This is a genomic window from Rhizobium sp. SRDI943, from assembly GCF_057653695.1.
On sequence record NZ_CM172787.1, the window covers coordinates 67,505 to 93,608 of the forward strand.

At 61.5% G+C, this 26,104-nt stretch carries 29 protein-coding genes; 13 read left to right on the forward strand and 16 right to left on the reverse strand.

What is annotated here, in order from left to right; genetic code table 11:
- Nucleotides 1-59: 59 nt before the first annotated feature.
- On the reverse strand, nucleotides 60-1,283 hold the full coding sequence (locus AC245Y_RS00350) for a DNA recombination protein RmuC (RefSeq protein ID WP_017995884.1): 1,224 nt from the start codon (nucleotides 1,281-1,283) through the stop codon (nucleotides 60-62).
- Nucleotides 1,284-1,489: 206 nt separating this feature from the next.
- Between AC245Y_RS00350 and AC245Y_RS00355 the strand changes: the two genes are divergently transcribed.
- The 6 genes from AC245Y_RS00355 (at nucleotide 1,490) to truA (ending at nucleotide 6,103) form a co-directional block, all read left to right on the forward strand.
- On the forward strand, nucleotides 1,490-2,974 hold the full coding sequence (locus tag AC245Y_RS00355; protein ID WP_017995885.1) for a globin-coupled sensor protein: 1,485 nt from the start codon (nucleotides 1,490-1,492) through the stop codon (nucleotides 2,972-2,974).
- Between the two features lie 97 nt (nucleotides 2,975-3,071).
- Nucleotides 3,072-3,587, forward strand: coding sequence for a peptide deformylase (gene def, locus AC245Y_RS00360; RefSeq protein ID WP_026157556.1), 516 nt, complete (start codon nucleotides 3,072-3,074; stop codon nucleotides 3,585-3,587).
- Between the two features lie 65 nt (nucleotides 3,588-3,652).
- Nucleotides 3,653-3,913, forward strand: a complete 261-nt coding sequence (locus AC245Y_RS00365; protein WP_012755814.1) for a FitA-like ribbon-helix-helix domain-containing protein — start codon at nucleotides 3,653-3,655, stop codon at nucleotides 3,911-3,913.
- Nucleotides 3,910-4,329 (forward strand): type II toxin-antitoxin system VapC family toxin, encoded by a 420-nt coding sequence (locus AC245Y_RS00370; RefSeq protein ID WP_012755815.1) that lies wholly within the window; start codon nucleotides 3,910-3,912, stop codon nucleotides 4,327-4,329. Before AC245Y_RS00365 ends, AC245Y_RS00370 begins: the two co-directional genes overlap by 4 nt.
- A 20-nt stretch (nucleotides 4,330-4,349) precedes the next feature.
- The gene (gene fmt / locus AC245Y_RS00375; protein WP_012755816.1) at nucleotides 4,350-5,285 is read left to right on the forward strand and encodes a methionyl-tRNA formyltransferase; all 936 of its coding nucleotides are present in this window, start codon (nucleotides 4,350-4,352) and stop codon (nucleotides 5,283-5,285) included.
- Nucleotides 5,285-6,103, forward strand: a complete 819-nt coding sequence (truA, locus tag AC245Y_RS00380; RefSeq protein WP_012755817.1) for a tRNA pseudouridine(38-40) synthase TruA — start codon at nucleotides 5,285-5,287, stop codon at nucleotides 6,101-6,103. Before fmt ends, truA begins: the two co-directional genes overlap by 1 nt.
- 6 nt (nucleotides 6,104-6,109) lie before the next feature.
- On the opposite strand, the gene AC245Y_RS00385 is transcribed toward truA, so the two are convergent.
- The 3 genes from AC245Y_RS00385 to dapD form a co-directional block, all read right to left on the reverse strand.
- Entirely contained in the window at nucleotides 6,110-6,706 is a 597-nt protein-coding gene (locus AC245Y_RS00385; RefSeq protein WP_012755818.1) for a hypothetical protein, read from the reverse strand.
- Nucleotides 6,693-7,886 (reverse strand): succinyl-diaminopimelate desuccinylase, encoded by a 1,194-nt coding sequence (gene dapE, locus AC245Y_RS00390; RefSeq protein ID WP_017995888.1) that lies wholly within the window; start codon nucleotides 7,884-7,886, stop codon nucleotides 6,693-6,695. The genes AC245Y_RS00385 and dapE overlap by 14 nt, the downstream gene beginning before the upstream one ends.
- A 101-nt stretch (nucleotides 7,887-7,987) precedes the next feature.
- Nucleotides 7,988-8,848 carry a 2,3,4,5-tetrahydropyridine-2,6-dicarboxylate N-succinyltransferase gene (gene dapD / locus AC245Y_RS00395; protein WP_017995889.1) on the reverse strand — a complete coding sequence of 287 codons (861 nt, stop codon included), beginning with the start codon at nucleotides 8,846-8,848 and terminating at the stop codon, nucleotides 7,988-7,990.
- Between the two features lie 192 nt (nucleotides 8,849-9,040).
- Here dapD and AC245Y_RS00400 point away from each other — a divergent pair, with 192 nt between their 5' ends.
- Entirely contained in the window at nucleotides 9,041-9,907 is an 867-nt protein-coding gene (locus AC245Y_RS00400; protein ID WP_012755821.1) for an LOG family protein, read from the forward strand.
- An 86-nt stretch (nucleotides 9,908-9,993) separates the two neighbouring features.
- Here the strand turns inward: AC245Y_RS00400 and AC245Y_RS00405 are convergent, their stop codons facing one another.
- Nucleotides 9,994-10,632, reverse strand: a complete 639-nt coding sequence (locus tag AC245Y_RS00405) for an EF-hand domain-containing protein (RefSeq protein ID WP_017995891.1) — start codon at nucleotides 10,630-10,632, stop codon at nucleotides 9,994-9,996.
- 104 nt (nucleotides 10,633-10,736) lie between these two features.
- Entirely contained in the window at nucleotides 10,737-11,444 is a 708-nt protein-coding gene (locus AC245Y_RS00410) for a pyrimidine 5'-nucleotidase (RefSeq protein ID WP_012755823.1), read from the reverse strand.
- Between the two features lie 102 nt (nucleotides 11,445-11,546).
- Here AC245Y_RS00410 and AC245Y_RS00415 point away from each other — a divergent pair, with 102 nt between their 5' ends.
- Together AC245Y_RS00415 and AC245Y_RS00420 are read left to right on the forward strand one after the other, a co-directional pair.
- Nucleotides 11,547-12,623 (forward strand): bifunctional transcriptional activator/DNA repair enzyme AdaA, encoded by a 1,077-nt coding sequence (locus tag AC245Y_RS00415; RefSeq protein ID WP_017995892.1) that lies wholly within the window; start codon nucleotides 11,547-11,549, stop codon nucleotides 12,621-12,623.
- Nucleotides 12,620-13,390: an isocitrate lyase/PEP mutase family protein gene (locus AC245Y_RS00420; RefSeq protein WP_017995893.1), complete on the forward strand. Its 771-nt coding sequence runs from the start codon at nucleotides 12,620-12,622 to the stop codon at nucleotides 13,388-13,390. The genes AC245Y_RS00415 and AC245Y_RS00420 overlap by 4 nt, the downstream gene beginning before the upstream one ends.
- A 171-nt stretch (nucleotides 13,391-13,561) precedes the next feature.
- On the opposite strand, the gene AC245Y_RS00425 is transcribed toward AC245Y_RS00420, so the two are convergent.
- Both AC245Y_RS00425 and argB read right to left on the reverse strand, forming a co-directional pair.
- Nucleotides 13,562-14,710 (reverse strand): alpha-hydroxy acid oxidase, encoded by a 1,149-nt coding sequence (locus tag AC245Y_RS00425; RefSeq protein WP_012755826.1) that lies wholly within the window; start codon nucleotides 14,708-14,710, stop codon nucleotides 13,562-13,564.
- Nucleotides 14,711-14,779: 69 nt separating this feature from the next.
- Nucleotides 14,780-15,667 (reverse strand): acetylglutamate kinase, encoded by an 888-nt coding sequence (argB, locus tag AC245Y_RS00430; protein ID WP_017995894.1) that lies wholly within the window; start codon nucleotides 15,665-15,667, stop codon nucleotides 14,780-14,782.
- Between the two features lie 143 nt (nucleotides 15,668-15,810).
- Here argB and AC245Y_RS00435 point away from each other — a divergent pair, with 143 nt between their 5' ends.
- The 3 genes from AC245Y_RS00435 to AC245Y_RS00445 all read left to right on the forward strand — a co-directional run bounded on the left by AC245Y_RS00435 (nucleotide 15,811) and on the right by AC245Y_RS00445 (nucleotide 17,758).
- Entirely contained in the window at nucleotides 15,811-16,350 is a 540-nt protein-coding gene (locus tag AC245Y_RS00435; protein ID WP_012755827.1) for a sigma-70 family RNA polymerase sigma factor, read from the forward strand.
- Nucleotides 16,347-17,066 carry an anti-sigma factor gene (locus tag AC245Y_RS00440; RefSeq protein ID WP_026157557.1) on the forward strand — a complete coding sequence of 240 codons (720 nt, stop codon included), beginning with the start codon at nucleotides 16,347-16,349 and terminating at the stop codon, nucleotides 17,064-17,066. The genes AC245Y_RS00435 and AC245Y_RS00440 overlap by 4 nt, the downstream gene beginning before the upstream one ends.
- A gap of 137 nt (nucleotides 17,067-17,203) precedes the next feature.
- A complete protein-coding gene (locus tag AC245Y_RS00445; protein ID WP_012755829.1) occupies nucleotides 17,204-17,758 on the forward strand; it encodes a fasciclin domain-containing protein in 555 nt (184 codons plus the stop codon).
- Nucleotides 17,759-18,030: 272 nt separating this feature from the next.
- Here the strand turns inward: AC245Y_RS00445 and AC245Y_RS00450 are convergent, their stop codons facing one another.
- From AC245Y_RS00450 to rpmH, 8 genes are all read right to left on the reverse strand, one after another.
- Nucleotides 18,031-19,107: a sensor histidine kinase gene (locus AC245Y_RS00450; RefSeq protein ID WP_032996527.1), complete on the reverse strand. Its 1,077-nt coding sequence runs from the start codon at nucleotides 19,105-19,107 to the stop codon at nucleotides 18,031-18,033.
- A 121-nt stretch (nucleotides 19,108-19,228) separates the two neighbouring features.
- Nucleotides 19,229-19,504, reverse strand: a complete 276-nt coding sequence (locus AC245Y_RS00455) for a hypothetical protein (RefSeq protein ID WP_003556110.1) — start codon at nucleotides 19,502-19,504, stop codon at nucleotides 19,229-19,231.
- 120 nt (nucleotides 19,505-19,624) lie between these two features.
- Entirely contained in the window at nucleotides 19,625-19,849 is a 225-nt protein-coding gene (locus AC245Y_RS00460; RefSeq protein ID WP_003556111.1) for a hypothetical protein, read from the reverse strand.
- 133 nt (nucleotides 19,850-19,982) lie between these two features.
- Nucleotides 19,983-20,192, reverse strand: a complete 210-nt coding sequence (locus tag AC245Y_RS00465; protein WP_003545000.1) for a cold-shock protein — start codon at nucleotides 20,190-20,192, stop codon at nucleotides 19,983-19,985.
- A gap of 267 nt (nucleotides 20,193-20,459) precedes the next feature.
- A complete protein-coding gene (gene yihA / locus AC245Y_RS00470) occupies nucleotides 20,460-21,113 on the reverse strand; it encodes a ribosome biogenesis GTP-binding protein YihA/YsxC (protein ID WP_012755831.1) in 654 nt (217 codons plus the stop codon).
- A gap of 153 nt (nucleotides 21,114-21,266) precedes the next feature.
- On the reverse strand, nucleotides 21,267-23,060 hold the full coding sequence (gene yidC / locus AC245Y_RS00475) for a membrane protein insertase YidC (RefSeq protein WP_012755832.1): 1,794 nt from the start codon (nucleotides 23,058-23,060) through the stop codon (nucleotides 21,267-21,269).
- A complete protein-coding gene (rnpA, locus tag AC245Y_RS00480; protein WP_003545005.1) occupies nucleotides 23,060-23,461 on the reverse strand; it encodes a ribonuclease P protein component in 402 nt (133 codons plus the stop codon). The genes yidC and rnpA overlap by 1 nt, the downstream gene beginning before the upstream one ends.
- Before the next feature lie 20 nt (nucleotides 23,462-23,481).
- A complete protein-coding gene (gene rpmH, locus AC245Y_RS00485) occupies nucleotides 23,482-23,616 on the reverse strand; it encodes a 50S ribosomal protein L34 (protein WP_003545006.1) in 135 nt (44 codons plus the stop codon).
- A 419-nt stretch (nucleotides 23,617-24,035) separates the two neighbouring features.
- On the opposite strand from rpmH, the gene AC245Y_RS00490 reads away from it, so the two are divergent.
- Complete coding sequence (locus tag AC245Y_RS00490) at nucleotides 24,036-26,033, forward strand: methyl-accepting chemotaxis protein (protein ID WP_012755833.1); 1,998 nt, start codon at nucleotides 24,036-24,038, stop codon at nucleotides 26,031-26,033.
- Nucleotides 26,034-26,104 lie beyond the last annotated feature (71 nt).

Below are 26,104 nucleotides of genomic sequence, written 5' to 3' on the forward strand. Positions count from 1 at the left end.
GCATGCTGACGACATCATGCTCCTACTGTTTCATGCGGGCGCGACACTGCCCGAAGCGGTCACTCCTCGTCAACCACCCGCAGCTTCAGAAGACCAGTGCGGCTCTCCACCGATTTGGCTGCGGCTTCGCTGTCGCGGGCAGGCTTGGCATCGCCGCCGGCCTCGAATTCCAGCGCTTCGATCCTGGCGCCGCGCCTGGTGAGCTTGTCGGCTGATGTGACCACCATGTCGATATCCTTCTGCGCCATGGCGAAATGGCCCTGCAGCTTGCGCACCCGCTCGTCGAGGCGGCTGAGATCGTCCATCAGGATCGCCACTTCGCCCTGGATCAGATGCGCCTGCGCCCGCATGCGCTGATCCTTGAGCACGGCCTGGATGACCTGGATCGACAGCATCAGCAGCGACGGTGAGACGATGACGATGCGCGCACGGTGCGCCTTCTGCACCACCGGCTCGAAGTGCTCATGGATCTCGGCGAAGATCGATTCGGACGGCACGAAGAGAAAGGCCGTATCCTGGGTTTCCCCCTGGATCAGATATTTCTCGGAAATATCCCTTATATGGACCTCCATGTCGCGGCGGAATTGCTGGCCGGCGATCTTGCCGGCCTCGGGGCTGCCGGCGTCTCGGATTGCGTTCCAGGCTTCGAGCGGAAATTTTGCGTCGATCACCAGCGGCGGCGCGCCGTTCGGCATGCGGATCGTGCAGTCCGGCCGCGAACCGTTGGACAGCGTCTGCTGGAAGGCGTAGGCGCCCATCGGCAGACCGTCGGCGACGATCGTTTCCATTCTCGACTGGCCGAAGGCGCCGCGCGTCTGCTTGTTGGACAGAATGGCCTGCAGCCCGACGACATCCTTGGCGAGCGTCTGGATATTGTTCTGCGCGGCATCGATGACCGCCAGCCGCTCCTGCAGCCGCTGCAGGTTCTCATGCGTCGATTTGGTCTGCTCGGTGATCGTCGAGCTGACTCGCTGCGACATGCCGTCGAGGCGTTGGCTGATCGTATGGTTGAGTTCGCTCTGCCGCGCGCCGAAGACCTCGGTCATCGCCGCGATGCGGCCCTGCATCTCTGCCTGAATCTTCAAAAGCTCGCCCATGCGCGCTTCGTTTTCCTCAGCGCGAAAGTTCGCTTCCTCCGCCTGCTCGCGGCGAAGGCCGGCGCCGCGCAGCAGAAGCACGATCACCAGCAGGACGAGGACGGCGAGACCCCCGCCGACAAGCGCCAGCATGGCCGGGCTGATCGAGGCAAGGGAAAGGGCGAGCGATTCGGAATGGACGGTCATGCCGCAAGCATAACAGAAGAAGCGGCGATTTATAGATCAAAACGTGAACAGAGCGGACGATCCTCAATATCTTCGCAAGCCGTTGCTCTTCCGCGTCCACCGAAAAGAAATGTCGCCGCGGCTTAACGATTGCTCAACCATATTGGCCAAAACCTGCGGCGCTGAAATCCCCTCCCGCGCGCGTCGCGCCAAGTACAGAGATCCCCATGACCGCCCAGCAGACCGACAATGCCCTCAGGCAGCGCCTCGATTTCATCGAACTGGATGAAGCGGCGCGCAAGTCGATGCGGGATCTGCGCCCTGTCATATCAGAGCTGATCGGCGGCGCCCTCGATAAATTCTACGCCAAGATCGCCAAGACCCCCGCTGTCGCCGACAAGTCCCAACTGGGCCATGCCAGGAAGCGTCAGCAGGATCATTGGGTCAATCTTACTGGCGGCACGTTCGACGAGAGCTATGTCGACGGCGTGACCGCCGTCGGCCGCATGCATGAGCGCATGGGGCTGGAACCGCGCTGGTCTATCGGCGGTTACGCCATCGTCATGTCCGAACTCGTCAAGGGCATCATGGAAAAGCAGTGGCCTTCGATCTTCGCGCGCCAGCAAGGCAAGCTGTTGGCCGAGAAGCTATCGGCGGTCGTCAAATCGGGCATGCTCGACATGGATTATTCCATCTCGGTCTATCTCGAGACGCTGGAAGCCAAGCGCCGCGCCTTGGAAGAGCAGCGCGCTGAGGCCCAATCCGACCAGGCGATCGCGCTGGAGCAGCTGCGCCGCGGTCTAGAAGCGCTGTCGAACGGCGATCTCGAAGCCACTTTACCGTCCGATCTGCCGGGCAATTTCCGGCAGATGGCCGAGGACTATAATCGCGCCGTCAGCGCCCTTCGCCAATCCTTCGCCTCCGTGCGCGAGACCTCCGGCCATATCAAGACCGGCGCCGACGTCATCTCCAACGCGACCAACGATCTGGCGCTGCGCACCGCCCAGCAGGCGGCAGGCGTCGAGGAGAGCTCGGCTGCGCTGCAGCAGCTGTCCGTCAGCGTCGGCCAGACGGCCGCCAATGCCGAGAAGGCGTCGGATGCCGTGCGCGAGACACAGCAGAAGGCGAAGAACTCCGGCGAACTCGTCACCAGCGCCGTCTCGGCGATGGCCGGCATCGAGAAATCCTCGACCGGGATCTCCAAGATCATCGGCGTCATCGATGAGATCGCCTTCCAGACCAATCTGCTGGCGCTAAACGCCGGTGTCGAGGCGGCCCGTGCCGGCGATGCCGGCAAGGGTTTTGCCGTCGTCGCCCAGGAAGTTCGCCAGCTCGCCCAGCGTACCGTGGAAGCAGCCAAGGAGATCAAGAACCTGATCTCGCAGAGCTCGACCCAGGTCAATCAGGGTGTCGGCATCGTTTCCAGCACCGGCGAGGCGCTGAACGACATGATCAGCCGCATCGACATCATCAACCGTTTCGTCGCCGATATCGCCGCCGCCGCCCGTGATCAGGCGACCGGCGTCAACGAGGTCAGCCTCGCCGTCCGCAACATGGGTGCGATCACCCAGCAGAATTCGGACATGGTCGAGCACTCTTCGGCGGAAACCCGCCGCCTGAAGGACGAGGTGGAGACCCTGATCGAGCTGCTGCGGCGCTTCCGCGCCCGGCCGGAGGGCCGTTCCGCGGGTGCTGCCCGCCGGGCGGCCTGAGGCGAATATGGCGAAATTCCAGGCGAGGATGCAAAAAAGCGTATTCCCCGCCTGCCGGATAATTCCATAGTCGGAAAAGATGGGTTATGGGAACGCCATGACCATCAAGCCACTCATCATTCTTCCCGATCCCGTTCTCCGCCAGCTGTCCAAGCCGATCGAGCGGGTGGATTCCGACCTGCAGCGTCTTGCCGACGATATGCTGGAAACCATGTATGACGCGCCGGGCATCGGCCTCGCTGCCATCCAGATCGGCGTGCCGCGCCGTATGCTCGTCATCGACATCGCCCGCGAGGGCGAGGAAAAGCAGCCGCAGGTCTTCATCAACCCGGAGATCGTCAAAGCCTCCGACGAGCGCTCCGTCTATGAGGAAGGCTGTCTTTCGATTCCGGATTATTATGCCGAGGTGGAGCGCCCGGCTGTCGTCTCGGTCAAGTATCTCGACCGGAACGGCAAGGAACAGACCGTGGAAGCCGACGGCCTGCTCGCCACCTGCCTGCAGCACGAGATCGACCACCTGAACGGCGTGCTGTTCATCGATTACATCTCGCGGCTGAAGCGGGAGATGGTGATCAAGAAATTCACCAAGGCGGCGAAGTCGAAGGCGCTCTGACGCTGCGTTGAAAATCCAGCGGCGACGCACTATGATATCACTGATATCATGATGGAGGTGCCGAAATGGGCGACTTGCTTATTCGAGACGTTCCGGATGCGATGAAGCGGCAGCTTCAGGAAAGCGCACAACGCAACGGCCGCAGCCTTTCGGAAGAGGCGATTGAAATCATGCGCCGACAGATTGCGGTGGAGCGCTCGAGGGATTCCGCCGGGCAGCGCCTGCGTTCCCTGATGAGTGAGGAAAGATTGAGCGAAGATGAGGTGGAGGCCATTGCCGCATCCCGCCATGAACGGGACCGTGAACCGCCGCGTTTCGACACATGATCGTTCTCGATACGAATGTGATTTCAGAAATGCAGGGGAGGATCCACAGCGATCGGATATTGAACTGGCTGGACGCCTATGACGTCGAGACGCTTTTCCTGACGACGATTGCCGTCGCGGAAATGCGTTACGGTCTTGAACTCCTTGATGATGGCAGGCGAAAGACAGCACTGGTGTCCGACTTCAACCGGATCGAGTCTGAATTTGCCGGCCGCATACTCGGTTTTGCCCTCAGTGCAGCGCATCGCTACGGCCTGCTGGCGGCCGAGCGTAGAAAGGCGGGACGACCGATGGAAACCAAGGATGCCATGATTGCCGCCATCTGCCTTGCAAACGGCGCGACGCTTGCGACCCGCAACACCAGAGATTTCGAAGGGCTTGATCTCAAGCTCGTAAACCCGTTTGAAGACGGTTGATCCTCAATTGGCGAGATAAAATGTCTCTTCGCATCATCTTCATGGGAACGCCGGAGTTCTCGGTTCCGACCCTGCGCCTGCTCGTCGATGCCGGCCACAGGATCGTTGCGGTCTATACGCAGCCGCCGCGGCCGGGCGGGCGGCGCGGCCTCGATCTGCAGAAATCGCCGGTGCATCAGGCCGCCGAACTGCTCGGCCTGCCGGTCTTCACCCCGGTCAATTTTAAGGACCCCGAGGAGCGCGAGAGGTTTCGTGGCTTGAATGCCGATGTCGGCGTCGTCGTTGCCTACGGGTTGCTGCTGCCGGAGGCGATTTTGAACGGCACCCGCGATGGCTGCTACAACGGTCATGCCTCGCTGCTACCGCGCTGGCGCGGTGCGGCACCCATCCAGCGGGCGATCATGGCCGGCGACGCAAAGACCGGCATGATGGTGATGAAGATGGACAAGGGTCTGGATACCGGCGCCGTGGCACTCACCCGCGAGGTCGAGATCGGCCCGAACATGACGGCTGGCGAGTTGCACGACCGGCTGATGCTCGTGGGCGCCAAGGCGATGGCGGAAGCCATGGTGAAACTCGAAATGAACGACCTGCCGCTGACGCCGCAGCCGGAAGACGGCGTGCTCTATGCGGCCAAGATCGACAAGGCCGAGACGCGCATCGATTTTTCCAGGAACGCCGGCGACGTGCACAATCACATTCGCGGCCTGGCGCCGTTTCCGGGTGCCTGGTTCGAGCTCGAAATCGGCGGCAAGCCGGAGCGGGTCAAGGTGCTGGCGTCCGAGCTGGCTGAAGGGCAGGGTGCTGCCGGGCTATTGCTGACGGACGATCTCGTGATCGCCTGCGGCTCGGGCGCGCTGCGGCTGACCAGGCTGCAGAAGGCCGGCGGCAAGCCGCTGGCGGCGGCCGATTTCCTCAGGGGCACGCCGCTTGCGGCGGGCACGAGGCTCACCTGATGCCGCGTTTCCGCATGACCGTCGAATATGACGGCGGCCCCTATGTCGGCTGGCAGCGGCAGGAAAACGGCCACTCGGTGCAGGGCGCGATCGAGGCGGCGGTGCTGTCGCTGACCGGTGAGACGGTCTTGGTGCGCGGCGCGGGCCGTACCGATTCCGGCGTCCACGCCATGGGGCAGGTGATCCATGCCGATCTTTCGAAGGAGTGGTCGCCCTACCAGTTGCAGAATGCCTTGAACGCGCATCTGAGGCTCGCCGGCGAGCGGGTCTCCATTCTCGAGGTCGAGGCGGCTCCCGAGTTCTTCGATGCCCGTTTTTCGGCGCTGCGGCGCCATTACCTCTATCGCATCGTCAGCCGCCGGGCGCCGCTGGCGCTCGAAGCCGGCAAGGCCTGGTGGGTGCCGAAGGTGCTCGACCACGAGGTCATGCATGCCGCCGCCCAGAGGCTGGTCGGCAAGCACGATTTCTCCACCTTCCGCGCCGCCCATTGCCAGGCAAACAGCCCGGTGCGCACCCTCGACCGGCTGGATGTGACGCGCAACGGCGAACTGATCGAGATCCGCGCCACGGCGCAGAGTTTTCTTCACAACCAGATCCGCTCCTTCGCCGGCACGCTGAAGCTCGCCGGCGAAGGCAAATGGACGCCTGATGATGTCGAGGCGGCGCTTGAAGCGCGCGACCGCAAGGCCTGCGGCCCAGTGGCGCCGCCGGACGGGCTCTATTTCATGCAGGTGGATTATCCCGACGTGATCCCCGATCGCCGAAGGCCGGTCACCGATACCGATGCCAATGACGGGGATGCTGACGATCCCTCGTAAACTTGGTCAGACGGGATAGATGCCGAGGAAGTGCTGCAGATATTCCGAAAGGATCATCGATGGCACGAGCAGCACCAGTGTCAGCGCCCCGGTCATCAGCGCGTGACCGTGGCAGATCATCCGGATAATGCGGGCCAGCACGAAGACCTGCGCCAGCATGAAGGCGAGCAGCAGCAGCGAGACGAGGCCGATGGATCCAGGCAGGAAGAACACCAGCGCCAGCAGCAGCCCGTTGATATAGGAGAGCGGCACGCCGAGCCAGTTGACGCTGACGACGACGGGCGCGAAACGCTCGCCCATCCGGAAGGCAAGCAGCAGAACCCCTGCAAAGACCAGCGGCACGAACCAGTTGGCGACCTCGACGAGGCCGAGCCTGATATAGAAGGGAAAATCGACATCGGCTTCCGGCGGCATCGACCGCAGGAAGGCCTGCCGCCACCAGAGCCAGGAAATACCCATCGGCGGCAGGCACCAGAGCATCGCCCAGAACGAGCGATTGACGCCGCGCTCGGACATATCGAGGTAGCGGAAGCCGCGCGGATCCAGCCGGATCAGCAGCCAGAGGCCGGCCAGGTAATATTGAACCTCCCTAAAGCCCGGCATTGGCGAACCAGCGGGCGATGAAAGTTTCGTAGATTGCCGTCAGCGTCTCCAGATCAGCGACAGCGACGCGCTCGTCGACCATGTGCATGGTCTGGCCAACGAGGCCGAACTCGACGACCGGGCAATAATCCTTGATGAAGCGCGCATCCGATGTGCCGCCGGTGGTCGAAAGCCGCGGCGACTGGCCGGCAACACTTTCGACGGCTGAAGACAGTGAGGCGATCAGCGCATTGTTGCGCGTCAGGAAGACATGGCTCGGCCGGTCGGCCCAGACGATATCATAGGCCACCGGATCGCGGCCCGGCCGCAATGCGCCGTTGCCGGCGGCGGCTTCCAGACGGCGCAGGATTTCGGCCCGCAGCGTTTCGACGGTCCAGCTATCGTTGAAGCGGATGTTGAAGCTTGCCGATGCCTTGGCCGGAATGACGTTGGTCGCCGGGTTGCCGACGTCGACCGTGGTCACTTCGAGGTTCGAAGGCTGGAAATCGCCGGTGCCGGCGTCAAACGGCGGGTCCATCAGCGCCTGCGTCAGCTGCAGCATGCCGCGCACCGGATTGTCGGCAAGATGCGGATAGGCGGCATGGCCCTGCACGCCGTGCACGGTGATTTTACCCGACAGCGAGCCGCGCCGGCCGATCTTGATCATGTCGCCGAGCCTGTCCGGATTGGTCGGCTCGCCGACAAGGCAGGCATCCCAGCGCTCGCCGCGCTCGGCCGCCCATTGCAGCAGCTTGATCGTGCCGTTGATCGCCGGGCCCTCTTCGTCGCCGGTGATCAAAAAGGAAATCGAGCCGTTGGGCGGCCCGTTTTTCTCGATATGCCGGGCGACGGCGGCGACGAAACAGGCGATGCCGCCCTTCATGTCGACGGCGCCGCGGCCGAAAAGCTCGCCCTTCGAAATCTGGGCCTCAAACGGTGGATGCGTCCAGGCGGCTTCGTCGCCGACCGGCACGACATCGGTATGGCCGGCAAACATCAGATGCGGGCCGTCCTTGCCGAGGCGGGCATAGAGGTTTTCGATCTCGGGTGTTCCCTCTTCGCTCGCCTTCACCCTGTCGACCGCAAAGCCGAGCGGCGCAAGCATCGCCTCCAGCGCCGTGAGCGCGCCGCCTTCGGCGGGCGTCACGGACGGGCAGCGAATCAGCGTCTGGAGATTGGCGACGGGGTCGGTAGCGGTCATGGCGGTCGAACTATCCGGCGGGAATGGCAAAGACATGGCAAGGCGGGGCCGCCTCGCGTAAAAAGACGCCGTCTGTTTACCGGATCAATGTCCCGGTGTCATCAATCTCTGAGCAGCTCGTTGATGCCGGTCTTCGAGCGGGTCTTTTCATCGACGCGCTTGACGATGACGGCGCAGTAGAGATGCGGCGCCGGCTGGCCGTTGCCCATCGTCGCATTACCCGACGGCATTGAGCCGGCGACGACGACGGAATAGGGCGGCACTTCGCCGTAGCTCACCTCGCCGGTGGCGCGGTCGACGATCTTGGTCGACTTGCCGATAAAGACGCCCATGCCGAGCACCGAGCCTTCGCGGATGATGCAGCCTTCGACCACCTCGGAACGGGCGCCGATGAAGCAATTGTCCTCGATGATCGTCGGGCCCGCCTGCATCGGTTCCAACACGCCGCCGATGCCGACACCGCCGGAGAGATGCACATGTTTGCCGATCTGCGCACAGGAGCCGACCGTCGCCCAGGTATCGACCATCGTGCCTTCGCCGACATAGGCGCCGAGATTGACGAAGGAGGGCATCAGGATGGCGTTCGGGGCGATATAGGCCGAGCGGCGCACGACGCAGTTCGGCACGGCGCGGAAGCCGGCGGCGCGGAAATGGTTCTCGCCCCAGTTTTCGAACTTCGAGGGAACCTTGTCCCACCAGGTCGAGTTGCCCGAGCCGCCCTCCACCACGTCCATGTCGTTGAGGCGGAAGGACAAGAGCACGGCCTTCTTCAGCCACTGATTGACCGTCCAGGCGCCGTCGGCGGAGCGTTCGGCGACACGGGCCTTGCCGGCATCGAGCAGATCGAGCGCTGCTTCGACCGCATCGCGAACCTCGCCCTTCGTCGACGTGTTCACATAGTCGCGATTGTCGAAGGCGGATTCGATGATCTTTTCGAGGGACGCGAGGTCGGTGGCGCTCATGAGAATTCCTTAAACTTCGATCTTTATCGTGGAGACGGGGTGTCTCCGGAATTGCGGTTGGCGGGGTTTACCCTGCTCTACAGCATGAAGCCGTAGAACGGAATGATTTTTCCGACAAGATCATACCTGGATTCAAGGCGTTATAGCGACATATCCGGCTTCGTAGCCGGCAATACCGAAAGGCATTTCGACATGGCGAAGGGACGAAACGGCGGTTCGAGGCGCAAGGATGGCGTATGGGACCCGCTGAAGAGCAGCTCGACCGACAAGCAGCGCGCCGAAGCCGTGCCGAAGACGCCGCAGACGATGTCGCCTGCCTACCGCCTGGCCTATGTCGACCAGGATTTCCTCTGCCGCGAGGAGTTGCGGCCGATCCGTCTGCAGCTGGAGCTGTTGAAGACGGAAATGATGCTGACCGAACGCGGCATCAAGTCGACCGTCGTCATGTTCGGCGGCGCCCGCATTCCCGCCCCCGGCCAGAGCGCCTGGGCAGCCCGCAACGACATCCAGCGCGTCAACCTGGAGGCGGCCTCGGTCTATTATGACGAGGCGCGCAAATTCGCCCGGCTCTGCTCGAAATATTCGGCCACCTTCAATTTCCACGAATATGTCATCGTCACCGGCGGCGGCCCCGGCGTGATGGAGGCCGGCAATCGCGGCGCGGCCGACGAGGGCGCCCCTTCGATCGGCCTCAACATCGTGCTGCCCCACGAGCAGGCGCCGAACGCCTATGTGACGCCGGAGCTCAGCTTCAACTTCCACTATTTCGCCATCCGCAAGATGCATTTCATGGTGCGCGCCAAGGCGATCGCGGTCTTTCCCGGCGGCTTCGGCACGCTCGACGAATTCTTCGAATGCCTGACGCTGATCCAGACCGGCCGCATGGAGCGCCTGCCGCTGATCCTTTTCGGCGAGACCTTCTGGAGGAGCATTATCAATTTCGAGGCATTGGCCGAATTCGGCACGATCGCGCCCGACGACGTCAAGCTGATCAGCTTCGTCGATACGGCAGAAGCCGCTTGGAAGATCGTCCAGGATTTCTACGAACACCGCGAATAGGGGCCAGAACGCGGCGTTTCGACGAATCTCCCACTCTTTCCCCGCTGGAGCAGGGAAAGAGTGGAGATACATCGGCTCGTTCGGCCTTACAGAAGTGGCCGGTCCGGCATGTCGTCGATCGAGATGACGCCGTCCTTGTTGCGGTCCATCCGAGTGAACAGCTTGTCCATGCCGGCTTCAGCTTCCTGTTTGGAAATCTGGCCGTTCTGGTCGGTGTCGACCCGGTGCATCACGATCGAGGCACGCATGATGTTGCCGCCATGGCGCATCCAGCGATGTCCGTCACGACCCTCGTGACCACCCTGAGGCGGCCGGCCCTGGTCGTTATTATCAGGCGTCGCGTCTGCGGTCTTCGCATCCTTGTTATTGCTGGCATCCTGCTTGCGCTGATCTCTCATCGCCTGCATCTGCGCTTTCTGGTATGCGCCGATTTCGCCTGGGGTCAGCGAGCCGTCCTTGTTGGTGTCGATCGCAGCGAAGATCTTGTCGATGCCGGCGGTCGCCTCGTCCTTGGAGATCTGTCCGTCCTTGTTGGTGTCGAACTGCTTGAGCATGCGGACATAGGTGATTTCGCGGAAGGCGGCAGGCCCCGGACCGTGCATGGGACCGTGCCTGCCGGGGTGCTGACGCGGCCCGTCACCGGGCGCTGCATAGCCGGCTCCGGCGGCTGCGCCGAAGATGAGGGTGGAGGAAAGCGCTGCCAGTATCAGCTTGTTGCGGTACATCGTGTTTGCCTTTCGTAAGGTGTCCCCTCACGAAAGAAGCTATGGCAGCAGGCCCGCAAGACCCAGTTAAACATCGGTAAGCTAAGTGAAAACTTGGTAATGCTTTAGCCGGTAATCTTGCCGAGAAAAGCGGCAAGGTCGTCGGTGACAAAATCGATGTGATCCTCATCGCCGCTGGTCTTTTCCCACCATTCGACGACCGTCTCTTCCAGATTGCGCGGCACCAGCAGCACAGTCTGCATGCCGAGCGCCTTCGGCACCGTCAGGTTGCGCGGTAGATCTTCGAACATGGCGGCCTTGGTGGTTTCGACCCGCTTCAGCGCCATGAACTTGTCGTAGGTCGCCTGCGCCGGCTTCGGCACGTAGTCGGCGGCGACGATATCGAAAATGTCGTCGAAATGCTCGAGAATGCCGAGCGCCTCCGCCGTCATCTCTGCATGTTTGACGCTGCCATTGGTGAAGATGAACTTGCGCCCCGGCAGCGCCTTGATCGCCTCGCCGAGTTCCGGCTGCGGCGTCAGCGCCGTGTAGTCGATCGCATGCGCCTTTTCGAGAAAGTCGTTCGGGTCGATGCCGTGATGGATCATCAGGCCCTGCAATGTCGTGCCATGCTCGAGATAATATTGCTTCTGCAGCTTGCGCGCCTCTTCCCGCTCCATCTGCAAGAGTGCCGCGACATAGGCAGTCATGTTCTTGTCGATCTGCGCGAAGAGATTGACATGATGCGGATAGAGCGTGTTGTCGAGGTCGAAGACCCAATCTGTAACGTGCTCGAAATCGGCTTTATCAGGCGTGCGGTCGATCTTGGTCATGGCGGTCTTATGGCACGGCTTATCCGCCAAGGAAATCGGCAAGAAAGAATAGACGCCCGATTTTCGGCGGACGGCGCAGGCACGGAATGCTAGAAAGCGCTCATGCTTTTCGAACGCCCCAATGACGATACGCTCTATGATGCCCTGATCGCGCGCAGCGCCGATTATGAGGGCCAGGCCTATGTCTGCGTCAAGACGACAGGCATCTTCTGCCGCCTGACCTGCCCGGCGCGCAAGCCGAAGCGGGAAAACACGCTCTTTTTCGATACGATCGCCGCCTGCATGCATTCCGGCTTCCGCCCGTGCCAGCGCTGCAGGCCGCTGGAGCAGCCGGGCAGGGAGCCGATCGTCGACGAGCTGCTTGCCGCGCTCGACCGCGAGCCGCAGTTGCGCTGGAGCGAGGATGAGCTTGTGCGCCGGGGCCACGATCCCTCGACCGTGCGCCGCGCCTTCAAACGCGGGCTCGGCATGACCTTCCACGATATCGTCCGCTATCGCCGACTGGGCGAGGCGGCCCGGCAACTGGCCGATGGCGCGCGCGTTATCGATGCTCAGCTTGAGGCCGGATATGACTCCCCAAGTGGTTTCCGGACGGCTTTTCAGCGGCTCGTCGGCAAGGCGCCGGCGCTGTCGCAAAACCGTGAACTTCTGTTTGCCGACTGGTTCGAGACGCCGCTCGGACCGATGGTGGCCGTTGCCGACCGGACGCATCTGCACCTTCTCGAATTCCACGACCGCAAAGCGCTGCCCACCGAACTCGAGGCACTGCAGAAGCGTGTCCGCTCTTCGGTCGCAATCGGCCGCACGCCGGCGATCGACCAGATCGAGGCAGAAATCCGGGATTATTTCGAAGGGCGGCTCACCGTCTTCAAGACGCCATTGGCGCTTGGCGGCACGCCCTTCGAAAAACATGTCTGGGCAAAGCTCATGGACATCCCTGCCGGCCAGACGCGCGCCTATGGGGATCTTGCAAGGGAGATGGAAAGGCCGGAGGTCGTGCGTGCCGTCGGCCGCGCCAATGGCGCCAACCAGCTTGCCATCATCGTGCCCTGCCATCGCATCCTCGGCGCGGATGGTTCGCTGACCGGCTATGGCGGCGGGCTCTGGCGCAAGCAATGGCTGTTGCGGCATGAAGAGAAGATCAGAGCACAAGCACCTAACGTGGAGGAGACGGCATGAACCAGAGTGAAAAGGCCAAGGCATTCGGAGCATTGCACCGCAAGGGCGACCCGGTTGTTCTTTACAATATCTGGGATGCCGGCACGGCCAAGGCGGTGACCGATGCCGGCGCCAAGGCGCTTGCAACAGGAAGCTGGTCGGTCGCCGCTGCCCATGGTTATGCCGACGGTGAGAAGCTGCCGATGTCGGTGCTGGTCGAGACGGCAAAATCCATCACCGCTGTCGTCGATCTGCCGCTTTCGGTCGATTTCGAAGGCGCTTATTCGGCTGAGCCTGAGGGTGCCGCCGCCAACGTCGCCAAGCTGGTGGAGGTCGGCGCTATCGGCATCAATTTCGAGGATCAGGTGGTCGGCGGTGGCGGGCTTTATCCGGCCGAGAGGCAGGCGGCCCGCATCCGCGCCATTCGCGCCATGGCGCAAGGCAAGGGCATTCCCTTCTTCATCAACGCTCGCACCGATCTCTTCCTGGCGGAGAGCGATCTTTCCAAACATGCCGGTCTGGTGGAAGAGGCGATCGAGCGGGGCAAGGCCTATGCGGCCGCCGGCGGCAGCGGCTTCTTCGTTCCTGGCTTGATCGATCCCGCCTTGATCGAGAAGATCTGCGCCGCATCGCCGCTGCCGGTCAACATCATGATGCGGACAGGCGCCCCTGACGTGAAGACGCTCGCCAAGCTCGGCGTCGGCCGCATCAGTTATGGTCCGGGGCCTTACCGATCGATGATGGAAAAGTTGAAAGAGGAGGCGGCGGCGATTTATAGCCTGCTCTGACGTCGAATGCCCGAGGGCCGCAGATCTAAAGCATGTCGCGCAAAAGTGTGCAGCGGTTTTGCGACAACGGCATGCGTAAAAACAAAAAGCTAAAGCGCGACGAGCGAATCCGAAAGATCGCGACGCACTTTAGTACGAAAGGCTGCGGCCCGCAATGAAATCCCGTTCCGCTCAGGAACGGAAGCGCAGATTCCGCCGGCTGAGCTGGCTGACCGAGGTGCAGCCCATCAGCTTCATGCCGCGCTCGATCTCGGTGCGCATCGTCTCCAGCGCCCGTTCGACACCGGGCTGTCCGGCCGCGGCAAGCGGGAAGAGATAGTAGCGCCCGAGCCCGACGGCCTTCGCCCCCAGCGACAGCGCTTTAAGAACATGCGTTCCCCGCTGCACGCCGCCATCCATCATCACGTCGACCCGGTCGCCCACGGCGTCGACGATCTCGGCCAACTGGTCGAAAGCGCTGCGCGAGCCGTCGAGCTGGCGCCCGCCATGATTGGAAAGCACGATGCCGCTGCAGCCGATCTCGGCCGCGCGCTTGGCGTCTTCGACCGACATGATGCCCTTCAGGCAGAATGGCCCGCCCCATTCGCGCACCATCTCCGCCACGTCGTCCCACGACATCGAGGGGTCCAGCATCTCGGTGAAGTATCGGCTGATCGACAGCGCGCCGCCATCCATCTTGACGTGGTTTTCGAGCTGCGGCAGCCGGAAGCGCTCATGCGTCAGCCAGTCGATCGCCCAGGAAGGCTTGATCGCGAACTGGGTCATGCCGGCAAGATTGAGCTTGAAGGGAATGGCAAAGCCCGTGCGCTTGTCGCGCTCGCGGTTGCCGCCGGTGATGCTGTCGACCGTCAGCATCATCGCCTGCACGCCGGCATTTTTCGCTCGCGCCATCATCTCGCGGTTGAGGCCACGGTCCTTGTGGAAATAGAACTGATAGACCTGCGGCCCGTTGCTGATCTGTCTGGCTTCCTCCAGGCTGATCGTGCCGAGCGAGGAGACGCCGAACATCGTGCCATGTTTTGCCGCCGCCGCCGCGACCGCCCGCTCCCCCTGGTGGTGAAAAAGCCGCTGCAACGCCGTCGGCGAGCAATAGACCGGCATTGCGAGCTTCTGGCCCATGACAGTTACCGACATGTCGACATCGGCCACACCGCGCAAAACGTCGGGCACCAGATCGCAGGCCTCGAAGGCCGCGGTATTGCGCCGGTACGTCACCTCGTCGTCGGCACCGCCGTCAATATAGTCGAATATCGGTCCGGGAAGACGCCGTTTGGCCATGCGCCGGAAATCGTGAAAATTATAGCAGTCTGTCAGGCGCATTTGTTTCCTCGATACCCTGTTTCCGCGTCAGGAAGATCCGCCCTTCGCAAGTGAAGGGCGCAGCCTGGTTCAGGGAACGATCAGCGTTCCGACGCCGTGCTCGGTGAAGATCTCGAGCAGCACGGAATGGGCGGTCTTGCCGTTCAGGATGACGACGCCCTGCACGCCGGCCTTGATCGCATCGATGCAGGTCTCGACCTTGGGGATCATGCCGCCCGAAATCGTGCCATCGGCGATCAGCGCATGTGCTTCGGCGACAGAAAGCTCCTTGATGAGCTGGCCGTTCTTGTCGAGCACGCCCGGCACATCGGTCAGGAACAGCAGCCGGGTGGCGTTCAGCGCACCGGCAATGGCGCCGGCGAAGGTATCTGCATTGATATTGTAGGTGGCGCCGTCGCGGCCAGGCGCCACGGGGGCGATGACCGGGATCATCTCGGAGCGGGCAAGCAGATCGAGCAGCGTCCGGTCGACCTCGACCACTTCGCCGACGAAACCGAGATCGAGCACGCGCTCGATGTTCGAATCCGGATCTTTGATGGTCTTGCGCGCCTTTTCGGCGAAGACCATGTTGCCGTCCTTGCCGCAAAGGCCGATCGCCCATTCGCCGGTCTGATTGATGAGCGCGACGATTTCCTTGTTGATCGAGCCGGCGAGCACCATTTCGACGATCTCGACCGTTTTCTGGTCGGTGACGCGAAGGCCGCCCTCGAATTTCGATTCGATGCCCATCTTGCTCAGCATGGCGCCGATCTGCGGGCCGCCGCCGTGAACGACGATCGGGTTGACGCCCGATTGCTTCAACAGCGCGATGTCGCTGGCAAAGGCCTTGCCGAGCTCGGCATTGCCCATGGCGTGACCGCCATATTTCACGACAATCGTTTTGTTCTCGTAACGCTGCATGAAGGGCAGAGCTTTGGCCAGAAGCCGTGCCTGCATTTCGCTTTCGGTTTCGTTCATGGGAACCCCGCAGAATTGTTCGCGGCCTTTTATCGCAAGTTTCTGACCGAGGGAATAATCCAGAGGGCAATAGTTTTTCGTATCTGGCGCGTAGCCGGACGCCGTTACGGTCTGGCGCACGCAAGCTTGAGATGAGGAACGGCATGCAAGGCGATGACATCGCAGACCTGATCGGCCGCGTCGCACTCGGCGACCGCAGGGCTTTCGTGGCCCTCTACAATCAGACCGGACCGAAACTTTTCTCGATCTGCCTGCGTATCTTGAAGGATCGCACGGAAGCCGAAGAGGCCCTGCAGGAAGCCTATATCAGCATCTGGCAACGCGCTCGCAGCTTCTCCGTCGCCTCGGGTTCGTCCTCGGCATGGCTGGCGGCAATTGCCCGCAACCGGTCGATCGATGCGTTGAGGGCGCGCAAGCCCGTCGCCGACGAATTGGACACGGTCTATGATCTGGCCGATGCCGGAGCCGACCCGGAAATGCAGACGGTGACCAAGGATGAAGGAAGGCGGATTGACACCTGCATGGAAGAGTTGGAAGCTGATCGTGCGGTCGCGGTGAAACGGGCTTATGTCGAAGGGCTGAGCTATCAGGAACTGGCCGATCAGTTTGGTATTCCGCTGAACACGATGCGGACCTGGCTCAGGCGCAGCCTCTTGAAACTGAGAGAGTGCATGGAACGATGACATCGCCCGATAAAAGCAAGGGAGACCGCTCCCGCGACGAGGTTCTCGCCGGCGAATATGTGCTTGGCGTCCTGTCGTTGCAGGATCGCCGGGTGGTGGAAGAGCGCATGCGCCACGACCGGCCCTTCGCTGCGATCGTCAGCCGCTGGGAAACCAACCTCTCCGCCTTCAACGACGAGTATGAAGGCGTTGCTCCGAACCGGGAAACCTTCAAGCAGATCGAGGCACGGCTGTTCGGCGATGGCCAAAAGCCCCCATCCTTTTCGCAGGGGCTCTGGAATTCCGCCGTTTTCTGGCGCTCGCTGAGCTTCGCCTGCATCGTCGTCGCCGTCAGCGCTGTCATCTTCGCCTCCGGCGTGGTGCCGGAGCCGCAGGGGCCGGCACCACTGGTAGCCTCGCTTTCGGGCCAGAACAGCACCATCAATCTTCTCGCCTCCTATGAGCTGCAGAGCGGCCGGCTGAAGATCGTGCCGGTCGCCGCCGGCAAGCCGGAGGAGAAGTCGCTGGAACTCTGGCTGGTACCGGGCAGCGGCATGACGAGATCGCTCGGCGTCTTCAAGCCGGGCGAAAGCGGTGAACTTGTCATTCCCGCCGATCTGCGTAGCCAGGTCGCCGATGGCGCAACGCTTGCCGTCAGCCTCGAACCCTTCGGCGGCTCGCCGACCGGCCAGGCAACCGGCCCGGTGATCGCAAGCGGCCCCCTGCACCGGCCATGATCGCCGGCCATGATCGTGCTGGCCGTCGATCAAATTTCTCCTGTCTGAAACTCTTCGGCGCGGCCCTCCGTAGTTCGAAATGTCCGGACGACGCTCAGGCATAAAGCCGGCGGACTGTATCCGGTGAGGAGAAAATCATGATCAAGTCCGTATTGCGCGGCGTCGCGCTCGCCACAGCCATGTCCGCCGTCGCCTTTGCCGCCGCCAAGAATCCAGTGGTCGGCGGCGCTGCGATGTTCGATAGCAAGAACATCATCGAGAACGCCGTGAATTCCAAAGATCACACGACGCTGGTCGCAGCCGTCAAGGCGGCAGGCCTGGTCGGCACGCTCGAAGGCAAGGGCCCCTTCACCGTCTTTGCGCCGACCAACGAAGCTTTTGCCGCGCTGCCGAAGGGCACCGTCGATACGCTTCTGAAGCCGGAAAACAAGGCGACGCTGACCAAGGTTCTGACCTGCCACGTCGTTGCCGCCGATGCGATGGCCAAGACCGTTGCCAAGATGATCAAGGATGACGGCGGCGAGCACGACATCAAGACCGTCGGCGGCTGCGTGCTGAAAGCCAAGGAAAACATGGGCAAGATCACCCTGACCGATGAAAACGGCGGTGTCTCCCATGTGACGATCGCCGACGTCAAACAGTCGAACGGCGTCATCCATGTCGTCGACAAGGTGCTGCTGCCGAAGATGTAAGCCCGCTCGTATCGCCAGACGCATTGGGGCGCTCCTAGAGCAATTCCAGGAAAAGTGCAGAGCGGGTTTCCGTCCGGAATTGCGCAAAAACAAAAGGTTAGAGCGGTTCTGCGCTTCCATAAAAAGCTGAACGCTCTAAGGGCGCCCCAAACACAAATTGATGAGGTGGCTATCGCATAACCCCGAAAATCGGAATCGATTTTCGGAAAGGATTACGCGCAGATTCAAAATGATAGAGCGTCCCTAGTGCGTCTGAAAAGGCGCGCGGCGCTCTATTGGGCCGCTTCAGCTCTCGGGAAGACGAGGGAGACACTCATGCCGGTGTCAGGGGATGAGCTGACTTCAACCTCGGCGCGGGCATTCTGTTTCAGTGACTGTACGATCATCGCGCTCAGCTTTCCCGGCTGCGGCCAGGTCACATCCTGGGGAAGACCGACCCCGTTATCAGCAACGGTGATCCTGCAGCCGGTTTCGCTGACGACACAGCGGAGTGTGATTTCGCCGCCATCACGCCCCACGAAGGCATGCTTCAGCGTATTGGTGAGGAGTTCGTTGATGACGAGGCCGGCCGGCATGGCGACATCGACCGAAACCGGCCAGGTATCGACCTTCATGTCCAGCCGGATCCCTTCCACGGCATGGGCCGCCATCACCGAGGCGGCAATCTGGCTGACATAGGTGCCAAGATCGACAGTGGCGCCTTTCTCTTCGTCTGACAGCGAGCGATAGAGCAGGGCCAAGGCTTCAATCCGCCCGGCAAGCCGTGCAAATCTTTCGCTTTCCTCATTCTGTTGAGCATTGCGCGCCTCCATTCGGATGAGCGCCGTGATCATCTGGAGATTGTTCTTCACGCGATGCTGTAGTTCCCGCAGAAGGACATCTTTCTCCGTCAGCAGTTCGCTGAAGCTCTCGGCGGCTGTCGCCTCACTGCGGGCAGCAAAGGCCACCAATCGGAAAAGCGGCGTGTCATCATCGTCGACGATCGTATTCGACCAGACATCGATAATGACGGTGCTCTCGGGTTCGGCGGCGAGCGAGAAGGCACCAATATATTCCTCAGCAGAGGTCACAGCTGCCGTGAGCGGCACCTCTCCGGAGACGGCGGTGGAATTCAATTCAATGTCCGGCCAGGGTTTCCCCTGGACCTCGGTTGCCCCAAGCGCCGTCAGCCGTTCGAATTCGAGGTTGACGTAAATCAGCGGCTCGTTCCCACCGAGTTCGGAGACAGCCACCGCGAATGGCACATGATCGAGAAAGTGTCGAAACCGGTCATCGTCAAGGGCTTCGGCAAGATGGGGCAAGTTGCCGACGCCTTCGGGCGAAATCGGCTGGTCTTTGCTATCGGTCATCAAATATTACTCTTGGACGCGGCTTTTCCCGCACAGCAGGAGAACTAGGGTTGCTTTAAAAACTGCTGGGACGCAAGCGTTGATCGGCGGCACGTCCATCGATTTCCGGCCACAGGGTGATTTAAGCCCGGTCATAGGTAAATGACGTCAGCAGGGTCGTGACGAAATTGCTCGCCCTTTCCTTGACCAGCACTTCCGTCCATTCATCAGTCCCGCGCAGCCGCAAATCCGTGTAAATACTGTCGACGGCCGCTTCTTCGATACGCTTGATATGCGTCTTGAACGAAGCCTCGCCGCCGCCGTGATACATGTCTCTGATCACCATGCGCAGAATTTCCTGAATGGCGATCTGCCAGGCCGTATTGATCGACTGAAGTTCCTGCGGAGTCTCTGCCATTGATGCTTCCTTGATGCGAGTGAATATCAGCACGCTTTGGGTCGTGTGCAGCGCGCGATCTGTAAGCCCGTCATTTCAGACGCGTTTTAAGTCTCGAGCCTTGGCGATCGGGTTGTGATCTCAGCGGGCCCTGGCGCGTTTTGCAATGAGGGCAGAGGTTGCCGACACCCGGTCACTCTGTTCCCTGGCAAGCCGGGCCTCCCGAAGCCGCAACGTCTTTGCCTGTTGCGACTGGGCGTCGGATTCGAGCTCTTCGGCCGCCTGGTTCTTCGCGAAGAACTGGGTCTGGACGTTGCCGAAGGCAATCTCCGCCCGCTGTCGAGATTTGCTGTATGTCTCTGTCATGTTGGCTCCGATACGGGTGGGCTCGACGCGCGAGCGAAAACAAAAAAGGCCAGGCAAATCGCCTGGCCTTGGATTGATAACGTGCTTCCGGCAGTGCCAGTACATCCGTGGTCAAAGGGAAGCAGATACCGATTTAAGCGTTCTGGAGATTGCAAGCGGACATCTTGCCCGACTTGTTGTCGCGCTCGAGGTCGAAGCCGATCTTCTGGCCTTCGACGAGTTCGCGCATTCCGGCGCGCTCGACGGCGGAGATGTGAACGAAGGCGTCGTCGCCGCCATTATCAGGCTGAATGAAGCCGAAGCCTTTGGTGGAATTGAACCATTTAACTGTGCCAGTGGCCATGATGATGAACCCTTTCATAGCAATATTGAAGAACCGCAACGCCAAGGCGATGCGGATGGTGATAGCGATTTTTGAAAGGAAGTTCGTTCAGAGCGCGGTGCCAATCGCGCGATAACCAAGCCAGCAAGCAAAATTCGATGCTCGCTATCTAGCTCATCAAAGCTGCTTCGTCAACCTTTAGTTTTCAACTGTAAGCAGATTCAACTGTTGGATGTCGCTGAGGCCTTTACACCAGACAAGTCGCCGCGTCTGGCGCGCGTACGCCCTCTACTTCCAGCGGGCGATACCGACGGTTTCGGCGATCGCCTGGCGCAGTTCGTCCAGTCCATCGCCCTTTTCCGAGGAGGTGGACAGCACGCCGGGATAGGCGGCCGGGCGCTTGCGGATCTTTTCTGCCGTTTCGGCAAGCAGCTTCGGCACGCCAGCCGCCTTGATCTTGTCGGTCTTGGTCAGCACGATCTGGTAGGAGACGGCGGCCTTGTCGAGCAGATCGAGCACGTCGTCGTCGTTCTTCTTGATGCCGTGGCGGCTGTCGATCAGCACATAGACGCGCTTCAGCGTCGCGCGGCCGCGCAGGTAATCGAAGACGAGCTTGGTCCATTTGTCGACCTGCTCTTTCGGCGCCTGCGCATAACCATAGCCCGGCATGTCGACGATCGCCGTCGGCGGCAGGTCTTGGCCTTCGCCGGAATAACCGTCCGGAACGAAATAGTTCAGTTCCTGCGTGCGTCCCGGCGTGTTCGAGGTGCGCGCCAGGCCCTTCTGACCGACCAGCGCATTGATCAGCGAGGATTTGCCGACATTCGAGCGACCGGCAAAGGCCACTTCCAACGGCCCTTCCGGCGGCAGGAAGTTCAGGGACGGTACGCCGCGGATGAAGATCCACGGGTGGCCGAAGAGCGGCTTTTCGGTTTCGGGCATGCGGGCTCTGCAATCTCTGGGTTGGGTCTTTTACCGGGCTTCGTGGTTTTGCAGGCGGATGTCAAGCTTCGAGGCCGTTTGCAGGCTATGGCTTTGCCTCCTTCTTCCGCTGCCGCAAAAGAAAAGCCCCGCCGGAGCGGGGCTTGGCAGGCATCATTTCGACGGTGCCGTTTTTCGTCGGAACAGACCCTTCAGATTGTCGAAGAGTTCGACCTTGACGCCGTGGCGCTTCATGATCACCGACTGCTGCGCCACCGAGAGCGTGTTGTTCCAGGCCCAGTAGATGACCAGGCCGGCCGGGAAGCTTGCCAGCATGAACATGAACACCAGCGGCATCCAAGTGAAGATCATCGCCTGCGTCGGATCGGGCGGCGTCGGGTTCATGCGCATCTGCAGGAACATCGTGACGCCCATGATCAGCGGCCAGACGCCGAGATGCAGAATGGTCGGCGCCTCGAAGGGCAGCAGGCCGAACAGATTGACGATCGTCGTCGGATCGGGCGCCGAAAGGTCCTTGATCCAGCCGAAGAACGGCGCATGCCGCATCTCGATGGTGATGTAGATCACCTTATAGAGCGAGAAGAAGATCGGGATCTGCAGCGCCACCGGCCAGCAGCCGGCGATCGGATTGATCTTCTCTTCCTTGTAGAGTTGCATCGTCGCTTGCTGCAGCCCCATGCGGTCGTCTGCGAATTTCGCCTTCAGTTCCTCCATCTTCGGCTGCATGCGCTTCATGTTCGCCATCGAAGCGTACTGCTTGCTGGCGAGCGGGAAGAACAGGAGCTTGACGACGATGGTGGTGCACAGGATCGCCACGCCGAAATTGCCGAAGTAGCGGAAGAAGAAGTCCATCAGCTTGAACATCGGCTTGGTGATGAAATAAAACCAGCCCCAGTCGATCAGCCGGTCGAACTTCGGGATCGAGTAGCTGGCCTCATAACCGTCGATGACGGGCACTTCCTTGGCGCCGGCGAAGACGAGGTTCTTCAGCTCGATCGATTGGCCAGGCGCAACGGTGAAGGCATCTTCCTTGTAGTCGGCCTGATAGCGCGGCTGACCGTCGGCAAAATGCGAGAAGCTTGCCTCATAGGGAGCGCTCTGCGGTGGAACGATCGTCGCGGCCCAGTATTTGTCGGTGATGCCGAGCCAGCCACCGGTGGATTTGGCCGGCTTGACGGCTTCCTTTTCGGCGGCGGTATATTTGGTTTCGACGAGGCCGTCGTCGCCGATGACGCCGATGAAGCCTTCATGCAGCACGTAGACCGAGGGCGTCGTCGGCTTGTTGTAACGCGTGACACGGCCGTAAGAATTGAGCGAGGCGGGAGCCTGGCCGGCATTCTCGATCTTGTCGGCGACGGTGAACATGTAGCGTTCGTCGACGGAGATGGTGCGGGTGAAGGTCAGACCCTTGTCATTGGTGTAGGAAAGCGTCACCGGCGTCTTTTCGGTGAGCTTGGCGCCCTCCGGAGCCGTCCAGAGCGTCGAGGGACCGGGAACGCTGCCTGTCGCGTCACTACCGATATAGCCGAGCTCGGTGAAGTAACCGTCCTTGGTTTCGGCCGGGCTGAACAGCGTGATGATCGGGCTCGAGTCGTCGACGGTCTCGTGGTAGCCCTTGAGCTTCAGGTCGTCGAGGCGGGCGCCGGCAAGATTGATCGAGCCGGAGAGGGCAGCAGTGTCGATGACGACGCGCGGGCTCTTTGCCAGCGCCTGCTCGAGCGTCGCCGTTGCGGCCGCCTGGCTGGTAGGTGCCGCACCGCTCGGCTGGGCCGGCGTCTGACCGCCTGCTGCCGGCTGCTGCACCTGCTCGGTCTGCTGCTGCGCCTTCTGGGCTTCCTGCACCTTGCGCTGGGCCTCGATGCGTGGATTCATATAGAGAAATTGCCAGCCGAGGACGATCAGCACCGAGAGAGCGATCGCAATGAAGTAATTGCGGTTGTTTTCCATCATACGTTCCTGGGGCGTCCGTCTCCGGAGCGCCGATGTTTCGGCCTGGTTTCCACGCGGGATTTCAGTTCCGCGGCCAATTCCTGGAAGGACGCGTCAAGCACGTCCCTGCGCGCGACAACCACATAGTCGTGTCCGGGCTGCATTGCAAACCCCGCATGAAGCCGCACCGCCTCTTTCAGGCGGCGGCGCATGCGGTTCCGTTCGACCGCGTTGCCATGTTTTTTGGTGACTGTAAAACCGACGCGTGCCTGGCTGTCGGGTTCCTTCCGGTCGAGGACTTCGAGAAGGAAGAGGCCGCCCCGGCGTTTTTCGCCCTCGCGCGCGGCAAGAAACTGCGGGCGGCTCTTCAGCCGCCCGACAGTGTGTTTTTTCTCACTGATCGTCAATTCGCCCGCCATCTCTTACCGGGCAGCCCGGCTTACGCCGACAGACGATTGCGGCCCTGCGCGCGGCGGGCTGCGATGACCTTGCGGCCACCCTTCGTGGACATGCGCGCACGGAAACCGTGGCGACGCTTGCGAACAAGCTTGGATGGTTGGTAGGTACGCTTCATTTATTTTAAACACCGCGGAGTGCGGCCCTTCTTGAATTTGCATAGTGCAAGGAGCGTTGTTTTTCGAACGGGCGGGCCATGAAAGGCTTAAGTGACCGAACGTGCGCGGGCTTATAAGGATGAAGCCTGTAAAAGTCAATTATGCCGGATAATTTCGCTCTGCGCTGCCGGCCCCTAAAGTAATTTCGCACTCTGGTGTTAAGAAATGAGGCATGCCCCGAGTGGTTGTAGTTTTCGTCGTGGCAGATCGATTGCCCCTGTTTTCAGGCGCTTAGGTCGGACAACCGTATTCGGCATGTATCATTTCCGAAGCCACAATCGTAAATATTAGAAATCGAACTTTAATAAATTTCGCCGATATTCAACGCATCGACTGGGAATTTGCTTTCCAGGCAGTAGCGTAGCTAGGAGGCATTGCATTGAAGATCCGGGGCAAAATTAATCTGCTGGTTTGCGTGATGGGCGCGGTGGCGCTTTTGATCGGCGCAACGGCGTTGTCCGCCATGCACGAATACAGTCGCAACCTGACGGCTTACGAGCATGCCGCAGCCCGTGCCTATGCAGGCGAACGCCTCAACCGTTTCGTCACGGCGGTGGTCATGGAAGCGCGCGGCATCTATGCCGCCAAAACGATCAAGGATACGCCGAACTTCGCCAAGGGCCTGATGGCCGATCTCGACGAGATCGACAAGGTCATCTCGGGCTGGGCGCCGCTCGTTCCCGAGAGCCAGAAGGCCGACTTTGCCAAGCTCGTCGCCCGCGCCGCGGAATTCCGCACCTTCCGCACGGAAACGGTCCGTCTCGGCACGGAAGTCGGCCCCGAAGCCGCTGGCCAACAGGGCAACAATGACGCCAACCGCGCCAACCGCAAGGCGTTCCAGGCGGAAATCGATGCGGTCGTCGCCACCGACAAGGCAGCGCTGGAGACCGTCAACGCCGAGATCGAGAGCTTCCGCTCCTGGGTGCTGATGCTTGTACTCAGCATCACCGGCATCGGCATCGCGGTCGGCGTCGGCATGGGCTTCTATATCGGCACCAGCCATCTCAGCCGCCCGATCAAGCGCGTCACCCATGCGATCAAGGAAGTTGCCGACGGCAATTTCGACGCCGAGGTCCCCTTTGCCGGCCGTCCGGATGAAATCGGCGAGATGGCCGCAGCGGTTGCGGTCTTCAAGGCGAACGGCCTGGCCATCAAGCGCCTGAACGCCCAGGAGGCGGCGATGCGCGCCAAGAGCGACGACCTGCAGTCGAGCATGTCTGTCGTCGTGGCAGCGGCAGCAGCCGGCGATTTCGGCCACCGCATCAGCAAGGATTACGAGGACGATAACCTCAATCAGTTCGCCGGCAACATCAACATGCTGCTGTCGAGCGTCGATGCCGGCATCGGTGAGACCCGCCGCGTCATCGCAAGCCTTGCCGAAGGCGACCTCACCCAGACGATGAGCGGCAACTTCCAGGGCGCCTTCGCCGAGCTGCAGCAGAACGTCAACAATACCTTCGTTACCCTGCAGGCGACGATGCGCGAAGTGCGCGAGACGACGGAAGCGATGAACGGCAACACCGCCGAGCTGCGCAATGCCAGCGATGACCTGTCGAAGCGCACCGAGCAGCAGGCAGCCGCCCTCGAGGAGACCTCGGCGGCCCTCGACGAGATCACCGCCGTCGTCCAGAATTCCACCGAGCGGGCGCATGAAGCCACCATCATGGTGTCCGAAGCCAAGGAGAATGCCGGCCGCTCCGGCGTCGTCGTGCGCAATGCCGTCGAGGCCATGGGCCGGATCGAGCAGGCCTCGCGCGAAATCAGCCAGATCATCAACGTCATCGATGAGATCGCCTTCCAGACCAACTTGCTGGCGCTGAATGCCGGTGTCGAGGCGGCACGCGCCGGCGATGCCGGAAAGGGTTTTGCGGTGGTGGCGCAGGAAGTGCGCGAACTCGCCCAGCGTTCGGCAACGGCTGCCAAGGACATCAAGGCGCTGATCACCAAATCGGGCAACGAGGTGCAGGTCGGCGTCAAGCTGGTCCAGGCGACTGGCGAGGCGCTGGCTGAAATCGGCACCCGCGTCATCGCCATCAACGACCATATCCATTCGATCGCGACGGCTGCGACCGAACAGTCGACCGGCCTCAAGGAAGTCAATACCGCCGTCAACCAGATGGACCAGGTGACACAGCAGAACGCTGCGATGGTGGAAGAGACCTCCGCCGCCACGCACAGGCTTTCGGCCGAAGCCGGTGGCCTGGTGCGCCTCATTGCCCGCTTCAAACTGTCGGATGATGCGCCGGCACCCGCGGCGCTCGTCCGCAACGAGCCGCATCGGCCGGTCGCCTCGCCCGCCCGCCGCGCAATCGCCAAGGTCGCACGCGCCTTCGGCGGCAATGCCGCCGCAGCCGAACAGAGCTGGGAAGAGTTCTGATCTTTCCTGATCACGTGCCTTCAAACGCCGCCTCCGGGCGGCGTTTTCTTGTGGCGACATGACGCTGCTCG